The organism is Imperialibacter sp. EC-SDR9, assembly GCF_902498805.1.
Taxonomy (GTDB): domain Bacteria; phylum Bacteroidota; class Bacteroidia; order Cytophagales; family Cyclobacteriaceae; genus Imperialibacter.
In genome coordinates this window covers 307753-326795 of record NZ_LR701574.1, presented here as the reverse complement: position 1 = coordinate 326795, position 19043 = coordinate 307753, and the positions used below count along the sequence as shown (strand labels likewise).

The 19043-nt window shown below is 47.9% G+C and carries 10 protein-coding genes; all 10 read left to right on the top strand.

The window, feature by feature from the left end; all coding sequences use genetic code 11:
• Window positions 1-36 precede the first annotated feature (36 nt).
• The 10 genes from GC130_RS02680 to GC130_RS02635 all read left to right on the top strand — a co-directional run bounded on the left by GC130_RS02680 (window position 37) and on the right by GC130_RS02635 (window position 18882).
• Window positions 37-501 carry a nucleoside triphosphate pyrophosphohydrolase family protein gene (locus GC130_RS02680; RefSeq protein ID WP_151996710.1) on the top strand — a complete coding sequence of 155 codons (465 nt, stop codon included), beginning with the start codon at window positions 37-39 and terminating at the stop codon, window positions 499-501.
• A 73-nt stretch (window positions 502-574) separates the two neighbouring features.
• Window positions 575-3589: a PVC-type heme-binding CxxCH protein gene (locus tag GC130_RS02675; RefSeq protein ID WP_151996709.1), complete on the top strand. Its 3015-nt coding sequence runs from the start codon at window positions 575-577 to the stop codon at window positions 3587-3589.
• 22 nt (window positions 3590-3611) lie between these two features.
• Window positions 3612-4502, top strand: coding sequence for a glucosaminidase domain-containing protein (locus GC130_RS02670; RefSeq protein WP_151996708.1), 891 nt, complete (start codon window positions 3612-3614; stop codon window positions 4500-4502).
• On the top strand, window positions 4447-5490 hold the full coding sequence (locus GC130_RS02665) for a polysaccharide deacetylase family protein (protein ID WP_193217740.1): 1044 nt from the start codon (window positions 4447-4449) through the stop codon (window positions 5488-5490). Before GC130_RS02670 ends, GC130_RS02665 begins: the two co-directional genes overlap by 56 nt.
• A gap of 104 nt (window positions 5491-5594) precedes the next feature.
• Window positions 5595-8723 carry a glycosyl hydrolase gene (locus GC130_RS02660; protein ID WP_151996706.1) on the top strand — a complete coding sequence of 1043 codons (3129 nt, stop codon included), beginning with the start codon at window positions 5595-5597 and terminating at the stop codon, window positions 8721-8723.
• 374 nt (window positions 8724-9097) lie between these two features.
• The gene (locus GC130_RS02655) at window positions 9098-10066 is read left to right on the top strand and encodes a lipid A deacylase LpxR family protein (RefSeq protein ID WP_151996705.1); all 969 of its coding nucleotides are present in this window, start codon (window positions 9098-9100) and stop codon (window positions 10064-10066) included.
• 1 nt (window position 10067) lies between these two features.
• Window positions 10068-11012, top strand: a complete 945-nt coding sequence (locus tag GC130_RS02650; protein ID WP_151996704.1) for a CPBP family intramembrane glutamic endopeptidase — start codon at window positions 10068-10070, stop codon at window positions 11010-11012.
• A gap of 109 nt (window positions 11013-11121) precedes the next feature.
• Window positions 11122-14007 (top strand): triple tyrosine motif-containing protein, encoded by a 2886-nt coding sequence (locus tag GC130_RS02645; RefSeq protein WP_151996703.1) that lies wholly within the window; start codon window positions 11122-11124, stop codon window positions 14005-14007.
• A gap of 110 nt (window positions 14008-14117) precedes the next feature.
• The gene (locus GC130_RS02640) at window positions 14118-17165 is read left to right on the top strand and encodes a hypothetical protein (protein WP_151996702.1); all 3048 of its coding nucleotides are present in this window, start codon (window positions 14118-14120) and stop codon (window positions 17163-17165) included.
• Between the two features lie 214 nt (window positions 17166-17379).
• Window positions 17380-18882: a S10 family peptidase gene (locus GC130_RS02635; protein ID WP_151996760.1), complete on the top strand. Its 1503-nt coding sequence runs from the start codon at window positions 17380-17382 to the stop codon at window positions 18880-18882.
• Window positions 18883-19043: the final 161 nt, after the last annotated feature.

Sequence of the window (19043 nt, the reverse complement as noted above, 5' to 3'; positions counted from 1 at the left end):
GAATCCGATTATTTATGCAGACTAAAACCCCACTTTATGCAATCGCCTGATTCTCTTAATGATGTAGCAAAATTCCACCGAACTTTTGGCCACCCGATACTGCCGGAGGCCACCGTGCCTTCGGCCGACCGGTGCGCTCTCAGAGTGAATCTTCTGGCTGAGGAACTGAAGGAACTTGAAGAAGCTATTCAGGCAAAGGACATCGTGGAAATAGCTGACGCTTTGTGCGACTTGCAGTATGTACTCAGTGGTGCTGTGCTTGAATTTGGCTTGGGTGGGCAATTCAAAGAGCTTTTTGATGAGGTGCAGCGCTCCAATATGAGCAAAACCTGCAAGACAATTGAAGAAGCTGAAGCCACAGTGAATCACTATAAGGCACAAGGTGTTGAATGCCACTATGAGGAAGCGGACGGACTGTACCTCGTGTTCAGAACCGGGGACAGAAAAACCCTGAAGTCTGTGAAATACTCTCCGGCCGACCTTAAGTTTATTCTCAGCTAATTTTATGTTGGCGGGTTAAAGGATTAGGTGCGTTTTTGATAAATTGTTGTCGTAACACACCCGAACCTACCTTATGACATTTAAGCAAACCTTCCTTTTCTCTCTTGTGGTCGTCTTGTCTTCTTGCGCTTCGCAGCGGGACAAAGAAGAAGCTGAGCAGTTAGCAAAAGAGGCCCTGGCTTCTTTCGAACTATACGAGGGCCTCCAAATCGAACTTATTGCGTCGGAGCCGCTTGTGGCCGATCCGGTGGCAATGGAAGTGGATGAGATGGGAAGAACCTATGTGCTGGAAATGCATGGGTACCCCCTGGACTTGTCCGGCAGCGGCGTGATAAAACAACTGCTGGACACCGATGCCGACGGGCAGTTTGACGAAGCCGTCGTGTTTGCCGACGGGCTTAAATTACCCACCGGCCTCATGAGATGGAAGAATGGGCTGATCGTTGTAGACGTGCCGGATGTACTCTACCTCGAAGATACAAACGGTGATGGAAAGGCTGATAAGAGAGAAGTAGTCTTGACCGGATTTGCCGTGACTAATCCGCAGCACATTGCCAACACACCCGTGTATGGCCTCGACAATTGGATTTATGTAGCGCATCAAGGAATGGTGACGCCCAAAGTAAGCGTTAAAGAATTTAGCGACGAGGGGAGTGAAGTGCATTTTCCAGCCAATGATAGCGCACCAAAGTTGCCAATTGACGCCAATGGCCGGAACGTAAGGTTTATGCCTGATTCCTTCCAATTAGAGATGCTTTCAGGCGAGTCGCAATACGGGCAAACTTTCGACGCCTGGGGCCGCCATTTTGGCACCAGCAATGCTGACCATCTTTTCACTGAGGTGATTCCTGCCAGGTACCTGGCCCGGAACCCCAACCTGGTTGTTGCCGATGCCATGGAGAACATACCAGACCATGGTAGTGCAGCCGAGGTATTTCCCATCACACAAAATCCTGCTCATCAGCTGTTGACCGATATCGGCGTTATTACTTCCTCGTGTGGCGTTACGTGGTACCAGGGCGGTTTGATCAAGGGCTTTGAGAATGTGACTATTGTGGCGGAGCCAGTGCATAATCTTGTACATGCGGATAGGGTTACTGCCAAAGGTGCGTCGTTCAATGCAAGCAGGTTGGTTGAGAACAAGGAGTTTCTGGCGTCTACAGATGCCTGGTTTCGTCCCGTTCAGTTTTATGTGGGGCCCGACGGTGCTTTGTACATGATCGACTATTATCGACAGATTGTGGAACACCCTGAGTGGATGTCGGAAGAGGTAAACAATTCGGGAGCACTGTACAATGGCTCGAATCAAGGCAGAATTTATAGAATATCGCCCAAAGGAACGCCTCCCATGAACTGGGCAGGAAGCATAGATATTCCAGCGATGAACCCAGATGAAATTGTGGCGTTGCTGGGCAGCGACAATATATGGTGGCGGAGAAACGCACAGCGCCTGATAGTGGGCAACCCAGTGCTGGTTTCAGATGACGCACTGACTAATTATGTGGCCAGCAATGAGAGTGCAGTTGGCTTTTTGCATGGGCTTTGGGCACTGGAAGGCAGAGGTCAATTGACTGATGAGCTCATAGAGAGGGGATTGAAACACCAGGAGGCTGGTGTGAGGGAAAATGCCATCAGGTTGGCCGAAATACACCTGACTGCATGGCCAAAATTGGCTACAACCCTGATCGGTATGTCCGGCGATGCTGACGCCAGGGTGCGGTTTCAGCTTTTATGTACGCTGGGCTTTGTTGAGACCGAAGAGGCCACTGAGGCTCGTAATGAACTGCTTCGGAAGGACATTGGTGATCGATGGGTACAGGTAGCCGCACTGAGTGCGAGCTACGGGAAAGAAAGTGAGTTGCTGTCGGAGGCTATGAGAACGTTGACGGATACTCCCTCGGAGGGAACGGCCATGTTTTTCTCCAATTGTGCCGCTGTTGTGGCGCTCTCCGGGGATAAAGCCGCCACGTCAAAGATCCTTGGGAAGGTACTCTCTGGCAACCAAATGCAGCGGGATGCCTGGTGGAAGTCTGCCGTACTTGATGGAATTGAAAAAGTTGTAAGAAGAAGTGGACTTGAGGCTGGAAGTGCTAAAGCCGAGATAAAACTTCTAAAGGCTCAATTAAGTGCCGGCACGCCAGCCGAAATCAGGACAGCCAGTATGAAACTGCTTACCCACTTGCCTGGCATTGAGGCATCGGATTTGGCGGATGTTCAGGAGAAGGCGTTGCAACTGGCACTGAACAATGGAGCCAGTCCGGGCTTAAGAACTGATGCGTTACTTTTGTTAACCAAGTCTGGCAATGGGGCCTATGTAGAAAGATTATCTACGCTGGTGTCTGCGCAGGAGCCAGATGCCGTGCAAGAGGGTGCTATCAACGCCATAGTCGCTATCAACAGCCCGGCCGCCTCTCAGCTCATTGTGAAACGCTGGGGCAGCCTTACCCCCGGCGTAAGAGATCATGCTATGGGACATCTTCTCAACAGCGAATCCGGCTCTCATTCATTGCTCGATGCAGTGGAAGCGGGGAGTATTGACCAGGCTACGATTGCCTGGCCACGCAAGGTAAGGCTGATGAACAGCTATACCGACGGCGTGCGGGAAAAGGCGAGGCGACTGCTTGCGGCGAGTAATGAGTCTCCCGGAGAATTAGTAAAAAAATATCAGCAGGCACTTGATGTGAAGGGTGATCAGGTGGCTGGGGCGGCTGTATTTAAGGCCAATTGCGCTGTGTGCCATCAAAAAGGAGGAGAAGGTGGGAGTAGTTTTGGTCCTGATCTCGGCACTATTAGAAACAGGGATGCATCGTTTATTCTGGCCGATATCATTAACCCCAATCGATCTATCGCTGACGGATTTGAAACCTGGGAATTGAAAACTAAGAACGGTGAGCAAGTAACAGGGGTAATTGCGTCAGAAACAGCCTCATCGCTAAGTATCAAAGATGCAGCTGGTAATGTAACGACCGTAAACCGAAATGAAATATCGTCGTTGAAAGCTTCGGACATATCGGCGATGCCTGCGGGATTTGAAAATTCTATCTCCGTTGACCAAATGTCCGATTTAATAGCTTATCTTAAAAGATAGATTGATCAACTAAACACCCTTTTTGAGAAAGACGATCATTTTTGTCATTCTGCTCATCCTGGTGGGTTTTGCTGCTGTACTTGTCAATTTTTCGATTGATAAGACGCATTATATCAAAACCAGGGAAGTATTGGCCAACCACCCGGATAGCATAGCGCTACTCGACGATTCATTGGTGGCACCTATTCTGTATCACGAAATTGAAGGAATTGACCAACTGCCTCCGGATCAAGCCAAGCTAAAGTTCATTTCCGCCCTGTTGCCTTCCATTCTTTTGGCAAAGCACAGGATAGAGGACGAACGAAATCAAATCAGGGAAATACTGAACAAGCCCATTTGGCTACAGGAGGACAGTGCCTTTTATTTCGAACAAAGTGAGTTTTATAAAACTGCTTCCGGAGAGTTGTTGCTTCGCCGCATGAAAACCCATCCTAACAGTATTATTCTGGCGCAGGCGGCAGTAGAATCTGGCTGGGGCACCTCACGCATATTTCAACAGGCCAATAACCTCTTTGGTATCTGGTCGTACCGGTCGGGCGAACCGAGAATCAAGTCCATCTACTCAAGGAACGGCCAGGCGATCTACCTTAGAAAGTACGACGATGTGTCGGCCTCTATTTATGGTTACTTTGGATTAGTAGCCAGGAGCAGGGCTTACCGGAGATTCAGAGAAGCGAGAGATACCACTGACAACGTGAACGTTTTGCTTCCTTACCTCAAATACTATTCTGAGAGGCGTGAGGAGTATGTGGAACAATTGGCAACTATCATCCGGCAGAATAGGATGACGCAGTATGATGATTATCGCCTCGATCCGGCGTATTTTGTTGAAGAAAGAACCGTTAAACTTTTCGGCTATGTTATCGATACGGTTGTTGTGGTGGGTGGTGTTATTGTTGACGACCGCCAATAGTACCCTCCTTGGGCAGATGAACCGGGAAGTGGTCGGTTTTGTCTACCACAGGGTGGGGGATAGCCGGTATCCCTCTACCAACATCTCCATCGAAAACTTTGACGCCCATCTCAACTATCTCAAACAAAATGATTTTAAGGTATTGACCATTTCTGAGGCGGTTGATTGCCTGAAAAAGCCAGGCGAGCGGGAACGGGTGGCTGTTATTACCATAGACGACGGTTACGAAAGCTTTTACAAAAATGGTCTTCCCTTGTTAAAGAAATATGGGTTCCCTGCCACCGTGTTCATCAATACTGAAACGGTGGGGGGCAGCTCCTACATGGACTGGAAACAGCTTGAAGATTGCCTGTCGAACAAAATAGAAATAGGAAATCACAGTCATTCTCATGCCTACTTTTTGAATGAGTCAGCACCGGCGAGGTATGAGGCATTTCGCAGCGATGTGGAAACAGCACAAGCGCTGATAAAGGAGCGACTAGGTATTACGCCCAAAGTATTTGCCTATCCTTATGGTGAATTCGATCCAAAAATGGCCGAAGTGGTGCAAGAAATGGGGTTTGTGGCAGGGCTGGCTCAAAACTCCGGTGTGATGCATGCCGAAAGCAATTTATTTAGCCTACCGAGGTTCCCGATGGCATCGGCTTTTTCGTCACTGGAAAAATTTGTGTCCAAAACCAATATGCGTGCATTGAAGGTCACTGCTGAGAAGCCGGAGAGCTTCCTGATGACCGCCAATGATCCATCACCCACTTTACAAGTCACTTTCGATCAGTCAAACCTGATGGAATCGCAACTTCAGTGTTTTGTGCAGGGAGGATCATGTGTACTTGAGAAGAAAAAGAGTGGTGACAAAATAGAGGTCACAGCAAAACCAGGCAGTCCTCTGAGAAGCAGGAGAACCCTGTACACCCTTACCATAAAAGACAGCGATGGTCATTGGCATTGGTTCAGTCACCTTTGGGTAAATCCTGGTGTGAAGGAGTAAATAGTAGCTGATTTTTCAGGGTCTTAAAGGCTTTTCCATTAGCGGCTTCCTGTGAAATGGTTCGCTCCCTATATTACCCTATCGTTCAATTTATCAATTATTATATGAAGTTAAACAGATACTATTTACTTGTTACGGGCATTTTGCTCTCGTTTACAATCAAAGCAAGGCAACTGCCGGAAGGCTATCCCACGAAGTCTATTACTACACTTGATACTTTGCTAACCAAGGCCTTTGAATGGAGAAATGTGGGACCTAACAGGGGAGGAAGGTCGCTGGGTGCGTCAGGAAGTCCCTCCCGGCCGAACGAATACTACTTTGGGGCAGTAGGTGGTGGCCTCTGGAAAACTGTTGATGGCGGCACTACCTGGAAACCAGTAACCGACGGCCAGCTGACCAGCTCATCGGTGGGTGCCGTGGCCGTGTCAGAAACCAATCCCGACATTGTGTATATAGGAACCGGCGAAACCCAGTTCAGAGGTAATATCATGCAGGGCGATGGTGTTTACAAGTCGGTAGATGCTGGGAAAACCTGGGAAAACATTGGTTTGAAAGAGACCCAGGCGATTGCCAGGGTGCGGGTTGACCCAACGAATCCTGATATCGTGTTTGTGGCTGCACTGGGGCATCCTTACGGAAATAATGAAGAAAGGGGCATTTTCAGAACAACCGACGGCGGTAAGAACTGGAAAAAAGTGCTTTACAAAAGCGATAAGGCAGGCGGCGTTGATATCATCATTGACAGAACAAACCCAAAGGTAGTTTATGCCACTATCTGGCAAGTATACCGCACGCCCTACAAAATGTGGGGTGGTGGTCCCGACTGCGGCCTGTATAAGTCAATTGATGGAGGCGATACATGGACTGAACTCACCAGGAACCCTGGATTACCGAAAGGGCCTGTCGGTAAAATTGGCGTGACAGTTTCGCCTGCTAATCCAAACAGGCTGTGGGCAGTTGTTGAAGCCAACGACGGCGGTGTGTTTCGCTCTGACGACGCTGGCAAAACCTGGAAGCAGGTGAACGACGAACGCAAGCTCAGGCAAAGAGCGTTTTACTACAGCCGTATTTACGCCGATCCAAAAGACGAGAATACGGTATATGGGTTAAACGTGGGCTTTTATAAGTCTACCGATGGCGGTGAAAAGTTTGACGTCACAATCAGACCGCCACATGGTGATAACCACGATCTCTGGATTGATCCCAACGACCCCATGCGCATGATCGCTTCCAATGATGGTGGTGGCACTGTGTCGGTAAACGGTGGCAAAACCTGGACCGATCTGGACTTCCCGACGGCTCAGTTTTATCACATTATGGTGACTAACGACTTTCCATATCACATTTGTGGAGCTCAGCAAGACAATTCCACGATGTGCATTCCAAGCGACGGTTGGGATTTTATGACCGCCAGAGGGCCGAAAACCGAGTACTACTATTCACCAGGTGGTGGAGAAAGCGGCTACATCGCTCAGGATCCTAAGAACCCAGATATTTTCTACGCAGGAAGCCAGGGAGCACTTTTAACACGTTATGACCGGGCTACAGGACATGAGCGTGACGTGCAGGTTTATCCACGCTTCTTTTCAGGTGAGCCTTCGTCATCATTGCCTGAGCGTTGGCAGTGGACATTTCCTATTGTATTCTCTCCGGTGGATAACAACCTCCTTTTTACATGCTCGCAGCATGTGTGGGTGTCTGCCGATGAAGGCCAGTCATGGCAAAAGATGAGTCCGGATTTGACTTATGCAGACCCTGCCACTTTAGGCATGTCGGGCGGTGCACTCACCATGGACATGAACGGGCCTGAGATTTATGCTACTGTGTTTGCTTTGGCTCCAAGCTACCATGATGTCAACACTATTTGGGCTGGCTCTGACGATGGTTTGGTGCATATTACCAGAGACTTCGGAAAGACATGGAGCAATATCACGCCTCCTGATATGCCAAAGGACACACGAGTGAGTATCATCGACGCTTCACGTCATCACCCAGGCACTGCGTATGTAGCTGCAAAACGCTATCAAATGGACGACAGGGCTCCGTATTTGTGGAAAACGCACGATTACGGCAAGACATGGACAAAAATCATCAGCGGCATCAGAGCAGATGACTACCTGCATACTATCAGGGAGGACATCAAAGTGCCAGGCTTGCTGTATGCAGGTGGAGAGCACACCGTTTGGGTTTCGTTTGATGATGGTGCCAATTGGAACGCCCTGCAGCTGAACATGCCAGACACACAAATCGCCGACTTGATGGTGACCGACCGAGATTTGGTGGCGGGTACACATGGTCGCTCGGTCTATATTTTGGATGATATTGGCCCGCTTAGAGAGTATGCCAAACTTTCTGGTAATCCCAACTACACACTTTTTGAGCCTGATAGGGCTGTTAGACGAGTGGAAAGTGCTACCATCAGCTACTTCCTGCCGAAACAAGCCGATGAAGTCGTTATCACCATAAAGGACGCCGCTGGTACTGTAATTCTTGAAGAAAAAGGCACGCTGCCCGAACCAAAGAAGGACGAAGATGAGTCGGCTCGTTGGTATGGAAGCCTGCCTACGGCACCAACTACTGCCCAGGGGCTGAATAAGTATGAGTGGAACTTAAGATATCCGGGTGCTGTCGACTTTGAGGGCATGATTATATGGTCTGCCAGGCCACAGCTAGGCCCTTATGCACCTCCCGGCAAGTATACAGTGAGTGTAGCTGTGAATGGACAAGTGCAAACCAGAGAAATTGAGGTAGCACTTGATCCGAGGATTACCGGTGTGACAGAGTCAGATGTGAAAGAGCAGTTTGAGCTGGCTATGAAGATAAAAAATGCTACCTCCGTGGCCAATCAGACGGTAAAAGACATCCGTTTGTTGAAAGCGCAAATCGACACGCTGGTGTTGCAGAACAAGGCCTTGAAAAAGGACGCCGAGGTGCTTTTGTCTAAGCTTTCTACCGTTGAGGAAGCGCTTTATCAGGTGAAAAATCAGAGTTCGCAAGATCCGTTGAATTTCCCGATAAGGTTGAACAACAGGCTGGCCTACCTGCGAAAGAGTGTAGAAAGTGGCGACGGAAAACCAACTAAGGGCTCTTACGAGGTATTTGACCTCTTGAAAGGAGAGCTCGATGGGCACATGACATCTTATCGGACCATCCTCGAAAAGGACATTGTCTCCTTCAATAAAAAGGTGAGCAAGTCCGATCTTCAGGAGGTGACGCTTGATAGAAAAATTTAGTATATGAGTAGGGACGCCTCAACGTTTGGTGCGGCAACCGGAGGAAGTTTGAGGATAGGTTTTTGAGGAAATAGGGGTGATTTACGGGATAGGCTGTTGATAGATCACCCAACTATTTTCGTTAAATATATGTAGTGAGACATAATCCTTAATACGGTAATATTAAGATTTATTCAAATTTTATTCGATATTTAGGCATTACTGTGCTAATACTCATATACTAAGCATGCCCCGATAATTATCGGGGCTTTGCTTTTCTACCCATTTTTTGTGCTCACGGCTTCGGAAGTTGCCCAAAGCATGGGATGACCGAATCTGAAAAATAGCTTAACTTCAGCCCTTCGAAAAAAGAACGCCCTGAAAGTCGCTTTTTGATGGCCCGAAAGATCAACTTCCTTTTATGTTTAGTGTTTGGATTTCAGGGGTGGCCGTGGGGGTTTAATGCCATCGCTGAGAGCGATCCGGATAGCACCTTTTTGAGGCAGGTTCAACTCGCCGTTGACAACGACGCATACTTCTTCACTAGTTATGACAGATACTACTCAAGCGGCATATTTGCGTCATACAGCAGTTTGAAAAGGCGCCTACCTTTCAGTCGCCCGAAAGAAGGAAGCATATACTCTTCCGAGGTTGTTTTCTCTCATTACATCTATACACCTAAAAACATCCTTTGGGATAAGTTAGAGCAGCTTGATCGACCTTATGCTGGGATGGCTACCCTGGGAGTTCAGCTGAATTATCTTAGACCATCAAGTGCTTTCACCATGAAAGCTGATGTGGGTTGGCTCGGCCCGGCAATCAAAACGGCGGAGTTGATGCGTTGGTGGCACGGCAGTCTGGGCATACGGCTTCCGAGGGGTTGGGACTACCAGATCAACAACACGCCGGTGCTGATGTTGACACCATCATATTTAAAGCAATGGGCGATTAGTGAAAAACTGGACGTGGTGAGCTCCACATCCATGTCTGTAGGCACGGTGCTCGATCAAGTATCGCAAGAAGTGACATTGAGATATGGGTTGCCAGGAAGCCTGAATAAAAGTCATTTGACCAACAGTCTTTTGAATGCAGCAAAGGGGAGTGGTAAGCTCATTGAGTGGTACCTGGTGGCAAGCTGGCGGGGAAGTTACGTGCTTTATAATGCCACCATCGATGGTAACTTTATTGGGCCGGAGAGCATGTACCATGAAAGCTCGGAAAAAGCGGTTTTGCGTCAAACCTACGGTGCTGTGCTGGCTTACAAAAAGGCTGACTTCGAGTTATCATTTAAAACTACTTCCAGAGAAGTGAAGGGCGCTGAAAGCCACCGGTATATGCGAGCAAAAATCAGCTATAGATTCTAATATGAAAGCACTTGTTCGTCAGTTGATAGATTTTCAAAAGGCCAATTTTCATCCAGGCCTCTACCTGAGCCTACTACTGTTCATTGGTATCAGTGTTGGTTTCAACTTTTCCCTCGACTTTTACGATGAGTACGTCATTAAAGGTCATAGTCCGGCGTTACGCTGGGTGTTAGTTGCCGCATTCAATATGTTTCCTTTCATCGTTGCAGCGCTGCTTGTTTATCATTTCAAGGGAGAAAAGGACTGGGTAAAAGACACTGGCTTTTGGTTACGGGCTGTTGTGGTGTTTGCGGTGTCGGGCTTGTCGCAGTACTGGAAACCATTTGATGGTTTTGTAACCGGACTTAATGGCAACGAATACTATTTTGCCAGCTACACATTTAGAAAGGCAGACAGCCTCGTTAATGTTTTGCTGCCCGTGGTGATCTTATATCTGCTGTTCGAGAGGGACAAGTACAAATCATTTTACGGATTGCGTTCTACTCACTGGGACTGGAAGCCTTACGCACTGTTGTTTCTGGGTATGGTGGTAGTGATCGGCCTTGCTTCTTTTTTTCAGGACTTGCAGGCCTACTATCCTCGCTACATGCGTACCAAAGGGCCAGAGCTGGCTATTGAGCTTGGGATTAGTCAATGGTGGCCTTTGCTGATCTACGAAATAGCGTACGGGAGTGATTTCGTGTCGGTTGAGCTATTCTACAGAGGTGTGCTCGTGCTGGCTTTCTATCGGTATTTTGGGGCCTATGCCGTGCTTGTTATGGTGCCGTCTTACGTTTTTCTGCACTTTGGCAAGCCCATGACTGAAGCTATCAGCTCAGCTATTGGGGGCTATGTTTTGGGTATTATTTCCCTTAACAGTCGGAACATATGGGGAGGTGTCGTGCTTCATGTTGGGGTGGCCTGGCTAATGGAATTTTACGGCTGGCTTCAGTTGGTATTCAAGTAAGCCCGAAGTTCCAATACTGCCTTTCAAAAAGTATTCACAACTTCTTAATCGTTTGCAGTTACTTGGCATTCCGAAATTCTGTAATTTAGGGGTTCGACCTTGATCCCATATGAGACGTTTACTTGTTGGCCTGCTTCTATTTCTTTCAATTACAACTACGGCGGTAGCCCAATCAGGCTACTACTACCAAACTCATTTCACTCCCATAGAAAACAAAAGGGACCAAATCAATTATAGCATCCAGCAAGATGATTTTGGCCGACTTTACTTTGCCAACAGACAGGGCCTTTTACAGTTTGACGGCACCAGCTGGGACTTGATTGAAACCCCCGGGCCAACCTTCTCCATATCTCTTAACGACTCCGTAATTTACCTGGCAGGTACGTATGGCTTCGGCATGCTCACTACTGACGGTTTTGGAAATCTTGCTTTCAAAAATTTGGGCGACTCTTTAAGCAAACTGTCCTCAATGACACAGCTCATTAGCTATGGCGAAGAGCTCGTGATGACTGACGGAAAAAATGCTTTTACTTATAGTCCTGCATCAGAGAAACTGGAAAAAATAGCTACGGCACTACCTGTCACACAAATTGGTGTTTTTGACTCAAAGCTTATTGCTTTCAATGCAGACACTACCTTTCTGATCAAGGGACAGGGACTGCTGCCTTCGAGATTTGTAGAGAATGGCCCCTGGCTGGGGTGGAGTGAGTCGGCCAGTAACCAATGGATTGGGGCCAATAGAAAAAATGAACTCTACCAGATCGTCGGCGGTCAACTAGTGCCGCTAAAACTCGACGATGAGGGGTATCTGGAGGAAGCAAGGATTCTTTCCGTGACATGGATGAGTGATGACCTTGTGGCAGTGGGTACGTTACGAGGTGGGGTTGTGTTCGTAGATGTCAAGGGAAGAAAGCTGGATCAGATCGTCAATTTCCACACCGGCCTGCCCGATAACGAAACCCAGACATTATTTAGAGACAAAGACACCGGCCTATGGGTTGCGCATCCTTATGGATACACCAGAGTGTCACCAAATATCCCGTTCAAGTCTTACAACTACTACCCGGGCCTTGATGGCACGCTATACACTTCCCGGCATTTCGACGAAAGAGTATTTGCCGGTACCAACCTGGGGCTCTTTTATCTGGATCAGGTCAAGAACTTTGACGAGATCGTCTACTATATAAAAAAGAATCCCGACACGCAGCTAACCGTTGCCGACGATAGAAAGGAAGACAAAAAGGATAGCGACGGCCTTTTTTCGTTTTTGCGTTTCAATAAGAAAGATGAGAAAGTAGATGAGACGACAAAGGAGCCTGTGGCCGAAGAAGAACCGGAAGATGAAAAAAAGAAGAAGGGTGGCTTGTTTTCCTTTTTGAAAAAGAATAAGGGGGAAGAAGACAAGGAAGAGGAGAAAAAAGAACCGGAGGCACCTAAGAAAGCCGTTGTCGCTTCCGCCATCGCCAAGGCAAGAAGTCAAATTGGAGGGAAAAAGAAGGTTACTACGGCAGAACCGGTCATGGTGAGAAGGGTGAAGAAGGAGTTGCAAAGCATCACTTATGTTTATAAGAAAATAAAGGGAGTAGAAGGCCGAATCAACCAGCTAGTGCCCATTAATGATGATGAAATGATGGCTGCTGGTCTGGCAGGCGTGTTTATTGTTAAGGAAGACGCAGCAGTTCAAATATATTCAGAGGCGGTGAGGAGAGTGTTTTATGACGATGCCCAGAACCTTATTCTGATATCAACCTACCGGGGCGGGCTGCTAACAGTTGTGAACGAAGATGGAAAATGGAAAGAAACCATCTTGCTTGAGAATGTAGATGACTTTATCCAATTCATTTTCAAAGACAGAACCGGCAAAATCTGGCTGTGTACCTCGCAGAAGCTTTATTGGGCTAAGATTGAGAATAATACCCTTGTCGAGGCTGGGGAAGTCCCCATCAAGAACGACTACCTTGACCCCGTAATGGGTATTGACGATGCCAACCTTGGCGTGGTATTTATGCACGCAAAAGGCTTTTTCAAGCTGACGGGTGATACACTTGAGAAGTTTGACTGGCTGGGCATGTCAGAACCCAGCCGCTACATAAGTTCCGCCGGGCATTTGCTCGTATCTGATGGACGGTTTTGGCATAAAATGGGCTCCAAAACCGAGGCCAATGGCGCCTTTACTTTTCTTAATCTTTTTGACCATATTGTTTCGATTGACTTTGAAAAAGATGGTGATTTGTGGGTGGTTACCGCTGATAACAATTTCTATCGCATAGACCACAACAAGGCATTTGAGGCCAACTATAATCCATTTCTTAAGCACATCAGGTCGGTCAATAATCAACTACTGCCAATTGGTACCAAATTGAGAGTGGAGCAGGAGAACAGCTCGCTGAGCTTTTTCTACCATCAAACGGAATATTCGGGTATCCTTAAGATAGAGTACAGGTACCGATTGCTTGGTTTGAATGAGCAATGGTCCGAGTGGTCGCTGGATAACAATACAATACAATTCTCCTATTTGCCGTCAGACAAGTACGAATTACAGATAGAAACCCGCAATAGCTTTGGGGTCGTGAAGCCACTTGAGTCCATTTTCTTTACCGTTGTGCCACCTTATTGGCAGCGGCCGTGGTTTTATGCAGCGGAGTTTCTGTTTTTCGCTATGCTACTGTTTTTGAGCTCAAGACTTACGAAAAGCGACCGAATGGTTGTGCTGGTGCTTAATCGCTTGCTTACCTTCCTCACAATCATCATGATCATTGAGTTTATCCAGACAATCGTCGAGGCAAATTTTGAGACAGATTCTTCGCCGGTTTTATCCTTCTTTCTACAGGTAGCGGTGGCTTTTTGTCTCATGCCGCTTGAGAGCTTTATGAGAAGTAAGCTGTCAGGAAAAGGAGAAAAGGTCGACCGAATGGTACAGGGTCACGTGTCAAAGCTTACCAGAGGCATGGGTAAGCAATCGTCGGGAAAGAAGACGGCAGAGGAGCAGAGTTAGTGGTCTCAATCTGGTCATATGTTTTCGCAGTAAGCTAGTTTTATACAAACGGCTTAACCCTGTGAACCAACTTTTCTAACTTCGGGACATTAGAACAAGCGACCTTACTCATGAAAAAAAGTGCCCTCCTAAATGCTGCCGGTGCCGTTTTTTTGGCTCTTTTGGCTAATTTTCCTTTGCAGGCTCAGCCGTCCGAAAAACAAATATACCAGGCCTTTCAGTTTCGGAATGTTGGACCAACCCGGGGTGGCCGTGTTACTACGGTGACGGGCGTTCCAAGCGAGCCAGGCACATTTTATATGGGAGCAACTGGTGGTGGCGTTTGGAAAACTACCGACTATGGCATCAATTGGAAAAACGTATCGGACGGGTATTTTGCCACTGGCTCAATCGGTGCCATCAGAGTAGCGGCCACCGATCCAAATATTATCTACGTAGGCACAGGCACTGACGGCATCCGTTCCAATGTGATCACAGGAAAAGGTGTATACAAATCAACTGATGCAGGAAAAACCTGGAGCCACCTGGGCCTTGAGAAAGTTGGGCAGATTGGCGCTGTGGAGATTGATCCGACCGACCCAAAAATAGTTTTTGTGGCAGCCATGGGGCAGGCATTTCAAAACAATGAAGAGCGGGGCGTTTATAAATCGACTGATGGCGGCACTACCTGGGACAAGGTGCTTTATGATTCCGACTCGGTAGGTGCAGTAGATCTTGAATTCGCACCCAATAACCCAAATATTGTTTATGCAGCAATGTACAGATTCAAAAGAACACCCTGGACAATCATCAGTGGGGGATACCAGGAGGGTGGAATATACAAATCGAAAGATGGTGGCAAAACCTGGGAAAAAAAGACAAAAGGTCTGCCTGAAGGTCTTATAGGCAAAATAGACCTTGGAGTGAGTGCGGCTGACCCGCTCAGGCTCTATGCCATTGTTGAAGCTCCAGTAAAGGAGCAGGGGCTTTATCGCTCCGATGACCAGGGAGAGTCATTCGTCCATGTAAGCGACAACGAAGACCTTGTCAACAGGCCATTTTACTATATCAATGTGGATGTCAATCCGCTCAATGCATCTGACGTTTTCTCTCAGGCTAACCCGGGCATCAGGTCCAGAGATGGCGGTAAAACCTGGACAAGGCTTAATCCTCCCCATGGAGACAACCACGACCTTTGGATCAACCCAAATGATTCGATGATTTGGATACAATCCAATGACGGCGGCGCCAATGTGACCCTCAATGGAGGTATCTCATGGTCAACACAAAACAATCAGCCAACGGCAGAGCTCTACCAGGTGGAAGTAGATGACCAATATCCATACTGGCTGTATGCTGGTCAGCAGGACAATTCAACGATAGCAGTGCCTAGTGCCCCACCTTATGATCACCCATCAGGAGCTGTCGGCTACTGGATGGCAGTGGGAGGCTGCGAAACAGGCCCGGCAGTGCCAAAGCCAGGTGATCCAAACATTATCTATTCGAATTGTAAAGGCCGCTTCGGAGTGTATGACAAGCGGACGGGCCAGGAAAAGCAGTACTACGTTGGCGCTTCAAACATTTACGGACACAACCCCAAAGACCTTAAATTCAGATTTCAGCGGGTAGCGCCGGTTCACGCTTCATTCCACACACCGGGAGTGGTTTATCATGGTTCGCAGTATCTCCACAAGACTGTAGATGATGGCAAAACATGGGAAATTATTTCACCGGATCTCACAGCTTTTGAAACAGACAAGCAGGTGATTTCAGGAAGCCCCATTACCCGTGATGTGACTGGAGAAGAGTACTACAGCACTATTTATGATATCAATGAATCACGGCTGAAAGAAGGTTTGATTTGGGTGGGTGCCAACGATGGCCCTGTGCACGTAACCAAAGACGGAGGCAAAACCTGGGCCAATGTGACGCCAAAGATGCCAAAGGGCGGCAGGGTTGACTGCGTAGAGCCGTCTCCGCACCAGGAAGGAAAGGCGTATGTGGCTGTGCTTCGCTATCAGCTGGGTGACTGGAAGCCTTACCTTTTTAAAACTACTGACTACGGTACTAACTGGACAGCTATCACCAACGGCATTCCCGACGATCACCCAACAAGAACGATTCGGGAAGACCCGGAAAAGGAGGGGGTACTTTATGCAGGCACAGAATTTGGGCTGTACATTTCTTTCGATGACGGAGCTAACTGGGAGTCGTTTCAGCAAAACCTTCCTGTGACACCCATCACCGATATCAAGGTGTTTCGCAATGACCTGATACTTTCTACTATGGGAAGAGGATTCTACATAATGGACAATATTAGTGCGCTGCATTCGATCAAGACAGTTTCATCAAAAGGAGCTCATTTGTTCAAACCCGAAGTAGCTCATAGGTTCCGCTACAGATATAATGGAGAAGGGAAATACCCAGAGTATCCCGACGCTGCCGTCACCATCGATTATTACCTTAAAGACAAAGCCGAGTCGGACATTATTTTGGAAATTACCGATAAAGACGGAAACACCGTCAGTTCGTTCACCAGCGCCAGCAGACCCAAGACTGACAAAGGAACCACCGATATGGCCACCGGCTTCTTTACCAAAGGAGGCAAGCCAGGACTGCCAAACAAAGTGGGTACCAACCGCTTTCAATGGGATATGACACATGTGGGTGCCTGGAGTGCTGACACACGCAGAGCGTTTAGCAACGGCCCTATGATATCTCCCGGAACTTACACAGCCAAGTTTACCATTGCTGGTAATACCTATAGCGAAAGCTTCGATGTGCTGATCGATCCGAAAGTTGCTGACGCTGGCGTTACTCAGGAAGAGCTGCTGGCTCAGGAAAAGCTGGCACTACAGGTAAGAGATTTATTGTCAGAGGCTAGCCATTTGGAGGATGATATTAAGCAAGCGGTAAAGGCCCTGGACGGAAACAAGTCAGGAAATGCCAGGAAGAAATTGGCTGCGCTTCAGTCGCTTCAGGACCAGGTGACCACCCCGGAAGGGATATACATGCAGCCGATGTTAGTTGATCAAATCCGGTACCTTTCTTTCATGTTGAACAGGGCCGACCAGATGCCAGGAAAAGATGCTTACGACAGATATGAGGAGTTGTCGGATCTGCTAAGTAAAATCAAGGCTGATTACAGTGGAATGGTCGACATCAACAGTAAAAGGTAGAAAGTACTGACAAAGAAGGAAAAGGTGCCCCAAAAGCCAAGACACCGACTTGAGCTTTTGGGGCAACTTCATTCTTTGAGTGCCCGTTGCACATTCTTCCATCAGTGGCTACCACTCAACATCTCAAGGAGATTTCTATCAAGATTCTGAGCAAACGAACTTTACATATGTCTATTTTTCGGGGACTTAAATCAACTATCATTTACCAATCATGATGAAAAAGATACTTTTAAGAAGTTTGCTGCTAATTTTCTGTGCTGTTTCCGTGGCCAGAGCCCAGGAGAAAGCGACAGCGATGCCGGAAAGAACCTTGCCAGCAGAGTCGGCGGTCACTACCACCCATGAGGTAACAATTAAAGGCAAGAGAATTCCATACAAAGCTACAGCGGGTACTCAGCCAGTATGGAGTGAGGATGGCAAAGTAATAGCCTCCATGTTTTACACTTATTATGAAAGAACTGACATCACGAACAAGGCCAACAGACCGCTCGTGATTTCGTTCAACGGCGGGCCTGGCTCAGCATCGGTGTGGATGCACATCGCTTACACTGGTCCGGTGGTATTGAATATCGACAGTGAAGGTTATCCTCTACAGCCATATGGGGTGAAGGAGAACCCTAATTCGATTCTCGATGTGGCCGACATTGTTTATATCGATCCTGTAAACACTGGGTTTTCCCGCATACTGGATCCAAAAGCAGAGAAGTCAGTGTTTTTTGGTGTGAACGCAGACATCAAATACCTGGCCGACTGGCTGGATGTGTTTGTGTCCAGAGTAAGCAGATGGTCATCGCCCAAATACATTATTGGGGAGAGCTACGGCACCACCAGGGTTTCAGGTTTGGCATTGGAGCTGCAAAACGCACATTGGATGTACTTTAATGGGGTGATCCTTGTATCGCCTACAGGCCTTGGAATTGACCGTGATGGCCCCGTGCATGATGCGTTGTACCTGCCTTACTATGCCGCTACTGCCTGGTACCATAAAATGCTTCCCGCCGATTTACAGGCCAAAGACCTTGATGATATTTTACCCGAAGTTGAAGCATACACCATCGACGAGGTGATTCCAGCTATGACCAGAGGTGGGTTTATCACTGAAGCAAAAAGGAAAGTGGTGGCCGCTAAAATGTCCAGATACTCTGGCATAAAGGAGTCGGTGCTACTTCAGCACAATTTGGCGATACCTACCAACTTTTACTGGAAGGAGCTGCTAAGAGACCAGGGAATGACTATTGGCAGGCTCGACAGCCGCTACAAAGGAATTGACAGGCAAGATGCCGGCGACAGTCGTGACTACGACCCTGCGCTGACCATGTGGAACCACGAGTTTGCTCCGGCAATCAACTATTACCTGAGAGACGTGCTCAAATTCAAAACTGATTTGCAATACAATCTTTTCGGGCCAGTGCACCCATGGGACAGAAGCGGCGATCAAACCGGTGAGAACCTTCGCCAGGCCATGGCTCAGAACCCTTACATGCATGTAATGATCCAGTCAGGCTACTACGATGGTGGCACCGACTACTTCAACGCCAAGTACTCCATGTGGCAGATGGATCCCAGTGGTAAGCTGAAGGACAGATTGAGGTGGGAGGGCTACAGAAGCGGCCACATGATGTATCTCAGAGCCGAAGATCTGGTGACTTCTAATGACCACATCAGAGACTTTATTCAGAAATCGCTGCCAGGCCCCAGCAAGCCTGCAAAATATTAATTACCCAGTGAGTTTATAGAGTGGAGCTGCCTCGAAAGGGGCAGCTTTTTTAGTCTTTAGGTAATTTGCGTGGAATTATGGAATTCCGAAACGATGTAACCTTTCTACCCCCATTTGAAAGTTTATACCGGCAGGGTAGGATTACTCAGGGGTGCCTGACA